This is a genomic window from Pseudomonas sp. FW300-N1A1 (genome assembly GCF_058789115.1).
The window spans coordinates 42216-54886 of record NZ_JBYTBK010000038.1; the positions used below are offsets into that span (position 1 = coordinate 42216).

10 protein-coding genes are annotated in these 12671 nt (G+C 63.9%); all 10 read right to left on the bottom strand.

Annotated features, from left to right (window positions below; translation table 11 throughout):
• Nucleotides 1-36: 36 nt before the first annotated feature.
• Nucleotides 37-1647, bottom strand: a complete 1611-nt coding sequence (locus AC3WQN_RS21175; protein WP_103400330.1) for a mechanosensitive ion channel family protein — start codon at nt 1645-1647, stop codon at nt 37-39.
• Nucleotides 1648-1894: 247 nt separating this feature from the next.
• Complete coding sequence (locus AC3WQN_RS21180; protein ID WP_103400331.1) at nt 1895-2785, bottom strand: universal stress protein; 891 nt, start codon at nt 2783-2785, stop codon at nt 1895-1897.
• Nucleotides 2786-2997: 212 nt separating this feature from the next.
• The gene (locus AC3WQN_RS21185) at nt 2998-3708 is read right to left on the bottom strand and encodes an NAD(P)H-dependent oxidoreductase (protein ID WP_103400332.1); all 711 of its coding nucleotides are present in this window, start codon (nt 3706-3708) and stop codon (nt 2998-3000) included.
• 65 nt (nt 3709-3773) lie between these two features.
• Nucleotides 3774-5189 carry an aldehyde dehydrogenase family protein gene (locus AC3WQN_RS21190; protein WP_103400333.1) on the bottom strand — a complete coding sequence of 472 codons (1416 nt, stop codon included), beginning with the start codon at nt 5187-5189 and terminating at the stop codon, nt 3774-3776.
• A complete protein-coding gene (locus tag AC3WQN_RS21195) occupies nt 5182-6372 on the bottom strand; it encodes a pyridoxal phosphate-dependent aminotransferase (RefSeq protein ID WP_103400334.1) in 1191 nt (396 codons plus the stop codon). The genes AC3WQN_RS21190 and AC3WQN_RS21195 overlap by 8 nt, the downstream gene beginning before the upstream one ends.
• 30 nt (nt 6373-6402) lie before the next feature.
• A complete protein-coding gene (locus AC3WQN_RS21200) occupies nt 6403-8010 on the bottom strand; it encodes a 5-guanidino-2-oxopentanoate decarboxylase (RefSeq protein WP_103400335.1) in 1608 nt (535 codons plus the stop codon).
• Nucleotides 8011-8020: 10 nt separating this feature from the next.
• Nucleotides 8021-10120: an acetate--CoA ligase family protein gene (locus tag AC3WQN_RS21205; RefSeq protein ID WP_103400336.1), complete on the bottom strand. Its 2100-nt coding sequence runs from the start codon at nt 10118-10120 to the stop codon at nt 8021-8023.
• 17 nt (nt 10121-10137) lie between these two features.
• Entirely contained in the window at nt 10138-11298 is a 1161-nt protein-coding gene (locus tag AC3WQN_RS21210) for an acyl-CoA dehydrogenase family protein (RefSeq protein ID WP_103400337.1), read from the bottom strand.
• A gap of 61 nt (nt 11299-11359) precedes the next feature.
• A complete protein-coding gene (locus AC3WQN_RS21215) occupies nt 11360-12151 on the bottom strand; it encodes an enoyl-CoA hydratase/isomerase family protein (RefSeq protein WP_103400338.1) in 792 nt (263 codons plus the stop codon).
• Nucleotides 12152-12485: 334 nt separating this feature from the next.
• Nucleotides 12486-12671 (bottom strand): hypothetical protein (locus AC3WQN_RS21220; protein ID WP_492606953.1); only part of this gene is annotated, 186 nt, incomplete at its 5' end.

Genomic DNA, 12671 nt, shown 5'->3' on the forward strand with positions numbered 1-12671 from the left:
CTTCCCCGACGGGAAAGTGGCCCTGAATCAACACACTCAAGACTTGTCGGGGCTGTGTGCCGGCGCCTTGAACCACTGGTCGCGGGGCACGCGTTTTTCCTCGGGCGGGTCGCCCAGATAATGGGGCGACATGATCTGCACGTCGTACTCGTTGAACACGTCCTGGATGTTGGCGTGCAATTCGCTCAGCAGCACCGCTCGCGGACGAGGCTGGCTGGGGATGGCCTGGGCCACCAGGCGGTACTCGGGGTAGAAATCCGACAGTGCGGTCTGGAACACCTGGGGCGCGGGAACCTCCAGTACACCGTTGGTGCGCCTGGCGGCTTCCAGCAGCATGGCTTCCACCTGCCGCCAAGGGGTGTCGTAGCCGATGGTCACGGTGGTGTCGACCACGTAGCCGGGGCCCTGCACGGTGCGTGAGTAGTTCTTGGTCACGGTGTTGGTGATCATCGAGTTGGGGATGGTCAGCACTTCCCCCAGGCCGGTGCGGATCCGGGTGGTGAACATGCCCAGTTCGGTCACGGTGCCCTCATGGTCGCCGATGCGCACGAATTCTCCAGGGCGCAGGGTGCGGGTATAGGTCAGGATCAAGCCGGCGGCGGCCTGCCCGATCACGCTGCTGGCGCCCAGGGAAATCATCAGGCCGAGCAATACCGACAAGCCCTTGAAGGCATCGGTGCCGGCGCCCGGCAGGTAGGGATACGCCATCGCCAGGGCGAACAGCCAGATCGCCAGGGAGGTCAGGCGCATGGTCGGTTGCAGGGTTTCGTGGTTCAGCCAGCTGAAGGTTCCGGACGTTGCCATGCGCCGCCAGATCCGCTTGCTCAAACTGCTCGCGCCCCGGGCGATGAAGAAGATCGCCAGCGCCACGCCCAGCCCTGGGATCGCGCCGATGATGCCTTCGAACAAGTAGCGGGCTACATCCAGCAGGTAGTTGTTGAGGCGCTCGCCCCAAGGGCGGGTGTAGGGAAAACGCGAGAGCACGAACCCCAGCCATTCGTAGCTGAACAACAACACCAGCGCCCAGCGCACCAGCCAGAACAGCCGACCGACCAAGGGGTACAGGTAGTTGGCGTCGATGATCTGCACACGCCCCACTTTCAGGGCCGCGGTATGCCGTTGCATCAACTCGGGCAACCGATCGAGCAGCTTGCGACGCAGGTAAAACAGGCCCCAGAGCAGTGCGATATAGATACCGGTGGCAATGCCTACGGCGATCAAGGCCCTGAGTATCATGTCCAGGCTGCGGGCTTCCCGGGTCTCGGACACCACCTGGCGCAGATTCTGCGCCGCGCTCTCGGCCGCTTGCTGCACCGAGGCGAACTGCAGTGTATCGACGTCCTTGGGTGCGACGATAAAGGCCCGTTTGTTGCCCAGCAGCACCAGGTAGCTGTTCTGGACCGTGTCGAGGCTGACATCCAGGTTCTCACCTTCGGCCAGCGCCTCGTTGATCACCACCCTCGCCCGGTTGACCCGTGCCTGCGGTGCCTCACCCAGCACGGTGGCGCGAAACACCATGATGCTGCGGTTGGCGACTTTCAGCTCCGCCGTCGGATCCGTCGCCTGGGACTCATCCGCCGCCCACAGCGCCACCGACCAGAACACCCCCAACGCCGCAAGCAACATTGCCAGCGCCCTGTTCCCCATGTTCCAGCTCCTTACGCCACCGGTTCCAGGGCGATATCCATAATGATCGTTATCCGGGTCATCCCCATGACCGGACATGCAGCGCAGCGTAGTTCAGCGCCGAGGGCTTGTCAGATTCGCCCGCGAACTTTGCGAGGCAATCGAGGGCGTGACCGCTCAGTCCTGACGCAGCCACTCGATGAACGGTGCGAACAACTCCGACTGCGAGTTGATCCCAAGCTTGAGATAGCGATATCAGACCACTCCATCAGACCGCCAGCACACTGCAGGACGCCTGGTACAGCACGTGTTCGGTGGTGCTGCCGATCAGTTTCTCAAGGCCAGACGACTGGTTCCTGCCCATTACGATCACATCGATCTGATGTTGGTGGGCGAACTCGGCCAGCACCTTGACCGGACCGCCCTTGATGAAATGGCGACGCTCCGAGGGCACGCTGAAATGGTTGGCGCTCCGTTGAAACGACCGCTCCAGATCCCGCCGCAACTGCAGTGTCAGCTCTCCCAGCATCAGCCCGCCTCCACCCGCGTCCCCCAGGAACTCCGCGCTGATGTCAGAGGCCACGAGCAGGTGCAGTTCGGCATCGCACTGCAGTGCCAGGCGTTCAGCCTGCTGGATGATCCGCTCGTTGAGCTCGTTGCGCTGCGGCGAGTCAGTGGCGGTATCGATCGCTGCCACGATCTTGCGCGGCAAGGCATGCCCTTGCGCGCCCACCAGGTAGATCGGCACCGGACAGTGGCGCAACAAATGCCAATCCAGCGGGGTGAAAAATGTGCGTTTGAGCAACGACTCGTGCTGCACTTGCTTGATCAGCAGGTCGGGTTGCCACTCGGTGACGTGATCCAGGATGTCCCGCTCGAGGTCGTCGGACCATGCGGTTTCGGCCGTCACCTCGATCCCGCTGGCGCGCAGTCGTTGCGCCTGGTCATGCAGCCAATCGTCCTGGTCCTTTAGATAAGCCGCCCGCGCCGTGGCCCGATTCCCCTCCTCGAGCAGGGCCAGAATGTGCAGTGACTTGACCAACGCGACAATGTGCAAGGTCGCGCCACTGGCCGTGGCCAGGGCACCGGCATGCGGGATCGCCGGAGACTGGCGCAGGGTCGGGTTGATGATCAGTAACAAGCGTTGATACTGGCCCATGATCTGACTCCTGAGTGGCATATAGGAAGTATTGACCCAAGACCGAACCTCTGGCGGCTTTTTTCGTTGATCCCGATCAAGCGCATGCATCGTCGGCGCCTAGTGCTGCCCGATGAGACATACATGATCGTTCCTCGCTCTGCGTCCCAAGAGCAGACGCGGAGCGTCCGGTGAGGCGTTCCCACGCAGAGCGTTCCCGCAGGGGGAGTCAGTCAGGCATCCACGGCCAGTGGATGCAACTGCTCGTCAAACTGCGCCAGCCGTGGAAATTCCAGCGGCTGCTCGTCTTCCAGGCGTTGCAGGCGCTGGCCGTAGTCAACCAGGAACGCCTGGCGTGCTTCGTCGCTGATGTACGGCACATGCCAGGCGACAAAGGGCTCCAGCACGTCGAAACCCACGTAGGCCAGGGTCCCGCGCAGGATCGGTCGCAGCATGTCCTCAAGCGGCCCGTGAATCGCGCCTTCGCCGAACATGTGCTCGCGGCCACCCAGGGTCACGGTCACCAGGGCTTTCTTTCCGCTCAAGCCGCCCTGGTCGTAGAACCGCTTGCCGCCGTAGCAGATGCCGGACACCAGCACCCGGTCGATCCAGCCCTTGAGCATGGCCGGGGCCGAGAACCAGAAGATCGGGAAGTTGAGAATCAACAGGTCAGCCCACAGCAACTTGTCCAGTTCAGCCTGGATGTCCGCCGCCAGTGACTGGCTCTTCACCCCCAGGCGTTGCTCCAGGGCATACACCAGGTACTCGGGGTTTTCCCGGGAAGAAAAATCATTGCAACTGGCCACCGGGTTCCAGTCCATGGCGTACAGGTCGCTGACCTGAACCTCGTGGCCCTGGGCTTCGAGGGTGCTTACCGCCTGGTCACGCAAGGCCGCGGTGAAGGAATTTGGCTCGGGATGGGCGTGAACGATCAGTACTTTCATGGTGATTCCTTAGACGTTTGCCGCGTAGGGGGTGACTGCGGGGTTGTGCGAAAAGTCATCGGGACTCATAGCTGGATCGCCTTGACTTCGACAAACTCGCCAAGCCCCTCTTCGCCCCATTCGCGGCCGTTGCCCGACTGTTTATAGCCGCCGAACGGCGCTTGATAGTTGAACGCCGCACCATTGAGGAAGCACTGGCCGGCCCGTAGCTGACGACCCAGTTGCAGCGCCCGCTGCGCACTGCCGGCCCAGACGCCGCTGGACAGGCCAAAGGGCGAGTCGTTGGCGAGCTGGATCGCGTGTTCCTCATCGCGGTAGGGAATCAGGCACAGCACCGGACCGAAGATCTCTTCCTGGGCGATACGCATGCGGTTGTCGACGTCGGCGAACAGGGTCGGGCTGACGTAGTAACCGCGCTCGAACGCCTGCGCCGTGTCACCACCACACAGCAGGCGTGCGCCTTCCTGCTGGCCGACACGGATGTAATCGAGCACGGTGCGTCGTTGCCCCGCCGAACACATGGGGCCAAGGAAGCTCTGCGGATCGAGGGGATCGCCCATCGTCAGGCTCAGGGTCTCTGCCCGCGCCAGTTCCACCGCGTCGGCGTAACGACTGGCCGGCAACAGCATGCGGGTCAGCGCCGTGCAGGTCTGGCCGGAGTTGATCATCACGTCCTGCACGCCGTAGCGCACGGCGGCGGCCAGATCGGCGTCCTCGGCAATCAGTAGCGGCGACTTGCCGCCCAGTTCCAGGCACACCCGTTTCACCGAAGGTGCCGCCGCCTGGGCCACACGCACGCCGGCACCGGTAGAGCCGGTAAACGACACCATGTCCACGTCCGGATGTTTGGCCAGTGCTTCGCCGACCTTGGAGCCCGGGCCGCTGACCAGGTTGAACACCCCGGCAGGCAGGCCGATGGCCTCGATCATCTGCGCCAGCAGGAAGGCGTGCAGCGGGGTTTCCTGGCTCGGCTTGACCACCACGGTGCAGCCGGCGGCCAACGCCGGGGCCAGCTTGCCGATCAGTTGATGCAGCGGGTAGTTCCACGGGTTGATGAAGGCACAGACGCCCACCGGTTCGCGGATCACCAGGGAGTTGCCGACCTCGCGGACCTCGTCCATCAAGCCTGTCAATTCGACATACTGCTCAAGCCCGGTGATGGGCCCGTCCACCTGCACCGAACGGCACCATTGCACCGGCATCCCCAGTTCAGCGGTGATCACTCCGGCCATCTCGTCGGCCCGGGTGCGCAGTTGCTCGGCCAGGGCGCGGATGTAGCCGGCACGCACGCTGGAGGGTGTCCGCGACCAGCCGGCAAAAGCCCGGCGCGCGGCGGCTACGGCGCGGTCTACGTCGCGCTCATCGCCCAGCGGCACGCTGCCGGCGACTTCTTCGGTGGCCGGGTTGATGACCTCGGCAATCCCCTGCCCTGACGGCGTTTGCCAGCGGCCATCGATAAACAGCGCCTTGTGTTCAAGCATGGACCTGAGCCTCCATCAATTCATCAGCGCAACGGGCGATGCGCTGGCAGGCATCGCGCAGGGGTTCGGCCCCCACCACCAGCCCGAGGCGGATATGCCCGGCCGCGCTGGGGCCAAAGGCTTCGCCGGCCAGTACCGAGACGCCGTGACGATCCAGCAATCGGTCGGCAAAGGCTTGGGCACTGAGCCCGGTGGAGCGGATATCGACCATCACGAACATCCCGCCGTCAGGCTTCAAGGCACGCACGCCGGGGCAATCGGCGAGCTGCTCGCAGACCAGGTCGCGCCGCTGGCGATAGGCCTCGCGCATTGCTTCCAGTTCCGGCAGGTTGCTTTGCAACGCCACCACGGCGGCGTCCTGGACAAAATCCGGGGAGCCATAGAGCATGCATAAAGCGAGGTTTTCCAGGTGCACGGCCAGGGCCGGCGGCGCCACCACCCAGCCGACGCGCCAGCCGGTCATGGCGTGGGACTTGGACAAGCTGTTGAGGGTCGCGGTGCGCTCGGCCATGCCCGGCAAGCTCGCCGGGCTGACGTGCTCGCCTTCAAACAACAATTCGCTGTAGACCTCATCGGAGATCAGCCACAGGTCGTGGGCGATGCACAGTTCGGCCAGCGCCTGCCAGGTGGTGCGCGGCAGGCTGGCGCCCGAAGGGTTGTGCGGGCTGTTCAGCGCCAACGCCCGGGTCCGTGGGGTGATGCGTGCCGCCACGTCTTCGGGCAAGACCCGAAAGCCGTTCTCGGAACGCACCGGCACCGGAATGACGACTGCGCCACAGGCACCGAACACCGCTTCATAGGTGACGTACATCGGCTCGGCGACAATCACTTCATCGCCCGGGTTGAGCACGCACTGGGCAACACTGAACAGCGCACATTGCGCACCGGCCAGCACGGTGACCTGGTCCGCCGATACCGACTGGCCGCTGCGTTGCTGGTGCCGTCTGGCAATGGCTTCACGCAAGGCGCGTTTGCCACGCACATCGGCGTAGTGGGTGTTGCCGGTCAGCAGGCTGTCGATGGCCGCCTGCACGATGGGCACTGGCGTGTCGAAGTCCGGGTCGCCCACCGACAACAGCAGAATGTCTTCGCCCTGTTCCCGCAGCGCCAGTGCGCGGTAGTGGATATCCCAGGCGGCGGCGCCGTCACCGGCGATACGTTGAGTCAGATCGGAAAAGCGCATGGCCCTATCCCCGCAAGTCAAAAGTGAAAATCAGTGAGCACAGGCGTGCTTGAGTTCGATCAGGGTCACGCCGTTACGCTGGAAGCCGTGGCGCAGATCGGTTTGCAGCTCGGCCAGGCTCTGCGGCTGGGTCACGGTGCAGCCGAACGCACCGCCCAGGGCGGCGAAATCGGGGTTGCGTGGCAGTACGCCGATCGGTTCGATGTCCAGCCCCAGCATGTCGTCGCGGATCTGCCCCAGCGCGTCGTTGTTCCACAACAGCACGACCAGCGGGCTGTCCAGTTCCTCGACCGCGGTCGCCAGTTCCTGCGCGGTGTAGAGAAAGCCACCGTCACCCACCAACACCAGGCCCGGACGCTGCGGTGCGCCGAACTTGGCGCCGATGCCGGCCGGCAAGCCATAGCCCAGGGTGCCGTAGCCCGTGGGGTGCAGCCAGCTGCGCGGTGCCCGGCTGTCGAAGGCGTAGTTGCCGGTGTAGGCCAGCTGGGTCATGTCGGTGCTGATGAAGGCGTCGTCTGGCAGTTCGGCGGCGATGCGGTCGAGGATCGCCTGGTGAATCGACTGCAACGGACCATGGCCGGCTTTCACCGCTTCGCGCAGTGTTGTGACCGAGGCAATCGCCGCGCTGGCGTCGCGCACATCCGGTGACAGGCGCTCAAGCAATCCACGGAGGGTCTGTTGCGCGTCGCCATGCAACGCCACGGTGCATGGATAGAAGTCGTTGAACTTGCGCGGGTCGATGTCTACCCGCAGTAGCTCGGCATTGAGCGGCAGGCGTTCGCGCCAGAAATCGGTGTCGGCCATTTCCGTGCCGACCGCCAGCACTACATCGGCCTCGGCGATCAGGTTCCAGCCCGGCTCCACGCACAGCACCGAACCGGCATTCAGCGGGGCGTCCGGTGGCAGCAGACCTTTGCCGGCGACACTGGTAAATAGCGGCGCGGCCAGTCGGGTGCTGAGTTCCTGCAACTGCGGCGCTGCATTCAAGGCGCCACCACCGGCGATGATCATCGGCCGTTTGGCGCCGTGCAGCTTGGCCACTGCCTCGTCCAGAAGAGTGGCCGCCGGTATGCCGCGCCCCGGACGACGCACCACCTCGTTGCTCCAGTCGCGGGCGACCGGTGCCGACAGCACGTCCAGCGGCACCGAGATGTGCACCGGCCGTGGCCGTTCGCTGTCGAACACCGCATAGGCACGGGCGATCAGTTCCGGCAGGTCTTCGGCAGTCAGGGCCACCGCAGAGAACGCCGTAATCGGCGCGGTCATGGCCCGCTGGTCCTGGGTTTCGTGCAGGCAGCCCCAGCCCTTGCCGAGGCTGGCGGTGTGGTTGACGCTGGAAATCACCAGCATCGGGATCGAGTCGGCATAGGCCTGGCCGATACCGGTGGCGGCATTGGTCACACCGGGGCCGGTGATAATGAAGCACACGCCCGGCTTGCCGCTGACCCGCGCATAGCCGTCGGCCATGAAGCTGGCGCCCTGTTCATGGCGAGTTAACACATGACGGATACCGCTGCCGGGCAAGCCACGGTACAGCTCAAGGGTGTGCACCCCGGGAATGCCGAACACGGTATCGACGCCGTAGTTGGCCAGCAGACGTACGAGCGCCTGGCCACCGGTCAAAGGTGTTGTTTGCATGTTCAAATCCTCACACATGGCCGAGGCGAATCAACGCATCGACCGCCGTCGTGCCTTGGGCACCGACCAACAATGGGTTCACATCCAGTTCCAGCAACTGCCCGGCGTTTTCGCAGGCGTAGTCGGCCACGGCACGGATCGCCGCCACCAACGCGTCCAGATCCGCCGTCTCGCGACCGCGAAAGCCCTGGAGCAAGGCGGCGCTGCGCAGACTCGACACCGCGTTGCGGATGGCGCCATCGGTGGTGGGCAACAGCAGGCTGCGGCTGTCCTTGAGCAACTCCACCAGAATGCCGCCGGCGCCAATCACCAGGGCCAGGCAGAAATCGTTTTCGCGCTTGATACCGACGATCAGCTCGGCCAGCGGCGGCATGGCCATGGGTTCCAGCAGCAGTTGATCGAAGGGCACGCCCGGTGCGTAATCGCCGATGCTGGCGCGCATTTTTTCCAGAGCGGCACTCAAGGCCACGCCATCCTTGAGGTTCAGCGCCACGGCGCCGGCTTCGGTCTTGTGGGGCAACTGTGCGCTGACGGCCTTGAGCACCAAGGGATAACCCAGTGCCTCGGCGTCGCTGAGTGCCGTGTCCGGGGTACTCAGTACTCCGTTGGGCGTCGGCAGGCCAAACCCGCGCAAGGCCTGCTTGGCGTCCCACTCATTGAGCACCCGGCCCTCACCGGCAAGCGCCCTAGGACAGAGCGGCACCAGCGCCGACTCACCGAGCGCCAGCAACGCCTGGCGATTGCGCTGATAGCCGGCGATACGACCCCACGCCGTCAGCCCGTCCTCAACGCCTTGCAACGCTGCCACGCCCTGGGTATGCAAGCGCTCACGGGCGCTGGCCGGCAGCAGTTCGGGGAAGGCCGAGGTGACAAAGCCCGTCTTGCCATGGCGCACCAGCGCCGCGCAATACAGCTCCAGCAGGAGGTCGCACTCCTTGCGCTCGCCGGTGGACTCCGACGGGTAGTCAAGCACCAGCATCGCCGCATCGGCTTCGGTGCCCAGGGCGCTGTCGAGCATGCGGTTCAAGGCATCGCCATCGCCCCAGATCGCGGTGGTGAAGTCCAGTGGGTTGACCAGGTTGGCATAGCTGGGCAGCACCTGTGCCAACGCTGCGCGCTGGCTTTCATCGAGCGTGGGCAGGCTCAAGTCGTTGCGTTCGGCATAGTCGGCGATCAACCCGGCATCGCCGCCGGAACAGGCCAGCGCGATCAGGCTGTTGCCCGCCGGCAGGTTGCCGCACGCGGCGGCTTTCAGGGTTTCGACAAAACTCACCGGGCCGCTGACGCGGATCACCCCGAGACGGTCAAACAGCGCGTCGTACAACGCATCGGAGCCGGACAGCGAACTGGTGTGACTCAGGGCCAGTTCGGCGCCGATCTGCGAGACCCCGGTTTTCAGGGCGATGATCGGAATGCCCTTCTCCAGCGCCTTGTGTGCGGCGCGGGCGAACCCCGGAACGTTTTTCAGGCCCTCGAGGTGCAAGCCGATGGCAGTAACGCGTGGCTCGTCGAGCAGCACGTCCATCAATTCGGCGACCCCCAGTTGTGCCTGGTTGCCGACCGATGCCATGTAGGCCACCGGCAGCGAGCGATCGCTCATGGACAGGTTGTAGGCAAAGTTGCCGCTTTGGGTCAGCACCGCCACGCCCTTCTCCACCGCCTGGCCGCCATGGGCCACCGGCCACAGCGCCGAGCTGTGCAGGTAGTCGAGCAAGCCGTAGCAGTTGGGGCCGAGCAAGGCCATGTTGCCCGCGGCCTCGAGCAATTGCTGTTGCAGGGCCTGGCCTTCGGCGCCGGTTTCGGCAAAGCCCGAGGCATAGCAAATCACACCGCCCGCGCCGATGGCGGCCAGCTCGGCGACACAGGTCAGGGTCAACTCACGGTTGGTGGCGATGAACACCGCGTCCGGGCCGCACGGCAGTTCGGCGATGCTGCGCACACAGGACACGCCTTCGAGGCTGTCGTGCTGCGGATTGACCAGCCACATTTGCCCACGGTAGCCACCGTCGGCGCAGCGCTTGAGGGCACGGGCCATGCTGCGGCCACCGACAAACGCCAGGTGGCGCGGCGCGAGCAGGCGCTTGAGATTGTCACGTATAGTCTGGGACATGGGATTCTCCAGGCCGATCAGCGCAGCAAGGGCCGCAGCAGTTCACGGGAAATGATGTGGCGCTGGATTTCCGAGGTGCCTTCCCAGATCCGCTCGATCCGCGCGTTACGCCAGATGCGCTCCACCGGACCTTCGTCCATCAGGCCCATGCCGCCGAAAATCTGCACCGCCTCGTCGGCCGCACGCCCCAGCACTTCACTGGCGAACAGCTTGGCCATGCCGGCCTCGCCGTCGGTCATGGTGCCCTGGTCCATTTTCCACGCGGTGTGCAGGGTCAGCAGCTCGGCCGCACGGATCTGCGTGGCCATGTCCGCCAGCTTGAACGACACCCCCTGATAGGTACCAATGGGTTGGCCGAACTGCTTGCGATCCGCTGCCCACTGCAGCGACACGTCCAGTGCGCGCTGTGCCTGGCCGACGCAGTTGGCCGCCACCATCACGCGTCCGGCGGTGAGCCAGGCATTGGCCACGTCCCAGCCCTTGCCGATTTCGCCCAACACCTTGGAGGCCGGCACGCGGCAGTCGTCAAAGAACATCTCGTAGGTGTGGTAACCCCGGTTGCTCACGCACTTGGGGCCACGACGGATCGTCATGCCCGGGGTGTCGCGGTCCACCAGGAACGACGTCACGGCGTTGCGCTTGCGACCGTTGTGTTCGTAGGTGTCGGTCACGGCGAAGACAATGGCGAAATCGGCGTGGCCCGCGTGACTGATGAAGTGCTTACTGCCATTGAGCACAAAGTCGTCGCCCTCGCGCACGGCGCGGGTCTTGATTGCATTGGCATCGGAACCGGCACCCGGCTCGGTGAGGGCGAAGCAGTCGATCTTCTCGCCCTGGATGCACGGCAACAGGTAGTCGTTGATTTGCTGGCCGGTACAGGCCATGAGAATTTTTGACGGGCGGGCGACAAACACATGCAGCGCCCAGGACACCTTCGACAGCTCACGCTCGATCAGCGCCTGGGACAGGTAATCCAGGCCACCACCGCCCACTTCTTCCGGCATGTTGAAAGCATAGAACCCGGCGGCGATCGCCTTGCCGCGAATCTGCGCCGCCAGTTGGGGGGAGACTTCGTCGGCACGATCCACCGCTTCCTCATGGGGCAGCAGTTCCTTGGCGACGAAACTGCGTACCGCGTCCACCAACATTTCTTGTTCTTGGGTCAGTTGGAAATTCATGGTGCTACCTGTTGTTCGTTGTACGGATAGAGAGGTGTGCAAGGCAATGGCGGCCCAGGTTTCAGCGACCGATAAAGCGCGCCGGGCGTTTTTCCATGGCGGCGCGCAGGGCTTCGTTGCCGTCTTCGCTGCGACCGCAGAGCAAGCCGGCCGCGAGCTCCGCTTGCAGGTGTTCCGGCAGGCTACGATCAGCGCCTTCGCGCATGAGCTGCTTGGTTTGGGCAAAGGCGAACGTCGGACCATTGGCCAAGCGCGCGGCCAGTTCGCTGGCGACACTGAGCAACTGCTCGTCGGCGCAGACTTCGCTCACCAGCCCGGCGACCAAGGCACGGTCGGCGCCCCACAATTCGTCGAGGAACAGCAGGCGCTTGGCCTGTTCGCTGCCGATCAAGCGTGGCAAGTGCCAGCTGGCACCGGCGTCCGGCGAGTAGGCCATGCTGGTGTAGCCGGCCTTGAAGCGCGCCGACTGCCCGGCGATGCGCAAGTCGCAGCACAGGGTCAGGTCCATCCCGGCGCCGACGGCGGTGCCATTGATCGCGGCGATGGTCGGTTTTTCCAGGCTGTACAAGCGGGCCATCAGGGCATGGGCGGTTTGCGTCCAACCGTAGCTTTCCAGCGCACCCCGGGCTTCGGCGGCGGCCCACTCGTCGAGGTCGGCACCGGCGCAGAAACTGCGGCCACTGCCGGTCAGTACCACGACTCGGACCGCGGGATCGGCGTTGTAGCCGTCGAGCAACGTGTGAATGGCTTTGAGTGTCGGGATGTCCAGTGCATTGCGCTGGGCCGGACGATTGAGGGTGATCCAGGCAACGCCTGCTTCGACCTGGGCGAGCAGAGAAGAATGGGTAGTCATGCGAGTCCTCGGATGGTTGTGGTTGGCATGAGGTGAGGCGACTTGCGGCCATACTAAACGAGTGTTCAGCAAGGCGGCAATTGGTCGAAAAAGTCCCTGTAACAGGGATAAAAATGTCTTATCCGTCTGTATTTAAAGGAATATTTTTTGTTATTCGGTATGACGAGGATTGTGCTGTTACAACTTCGCACAACTGACGACACAACAAGGAATGAACGATTAAACAAGACCGCTCCCACAGCTCTTTTGTGAAGGTCACAATCAAAAGGACACAAATAGACCTGTCCTACACCTAACACCGAAACATCTGATTTATCCCTTCCCTACTCCTTGCTTAGGGTGCTTGGCACTTCAGACAAGGAAAGCCTATGTCACAACGGACCTGCTTCTTCGCTCCCTGCGCGTCGTCCTGCGAGACGACCTTTTTCAACGATGTCGTTCGGGGAGCAGCCCGATGACCCTCGGCGATCAAATCAACATCATCGTTGCCGAAACCGACTTCTCCACCGATCAGTGCAGG

Coding starts and splice junctions, on each gene's coding strand:
- AC3WQN_RS21175 (WP_103400330.1), bottom strand. CDS start 1,647: ATGGGGAACAGGGCGCTGGCAATGTTGCTTGCGGCGTTGGGGGTGTTC.
- AC3WQN_RS21215 (WP_103400338.1), bottom strand. CDS start 12,151: ATGACTACCCATTCTTCTCTGCTCGCCCAGGTCGAAGCAGGCGTTGCC.
- AC3WQN_RS21210 (WP_103400337.1), bottom strand. CDS start 11,298: ATGAATTTCCAACTGACCCAAGAACAAGAAATGTTGGTGGACGCGGTA.
- AC3WQN_RS21205 (WP_103400336.1), bottom strand. CDS start 10,120: ATGTCCCAGACTATACGTGACAATCTCAAGCGCCTGCTCGCGCCGCGC.
- AC3WQN_RS21195 (WP_103400334.1), bottom strand. CDS start 6,372: ATGCGCTTTTCCGATCTGACTCAACGTATCGCCGGTGACGGCGCCGCC.
- AC3WQN_RS21185 (WP_103400332.1), bottom strand. CDS start 3,708: ATGAAAGTACTGATCGTTCACGCCCATCCCGAGCCAAATTCCTTCACC.
- AC3WQN_RS21190 (WP_103400333.1), bottom strand. CDS start 5,189: ATGCTTGAACACAAGGCGCTGTTTATCGATGGCCGCTGGCAAACGCCG.
- AC3WQN_RS21200 (WP_103400335.1), bottom strand. CDS start 8,010: ATGCAAACAACACCTTTGACCGGTGGCCAGGCGCTCGTACGTCTGCTG.
- AC3WQN_RS21180 (WP_103400331.1), bottom strand. CDS start 2,785: ATGGGCCAGTATCAACGCTTGTTACTGATCATCAACCCGACCCTGCGC.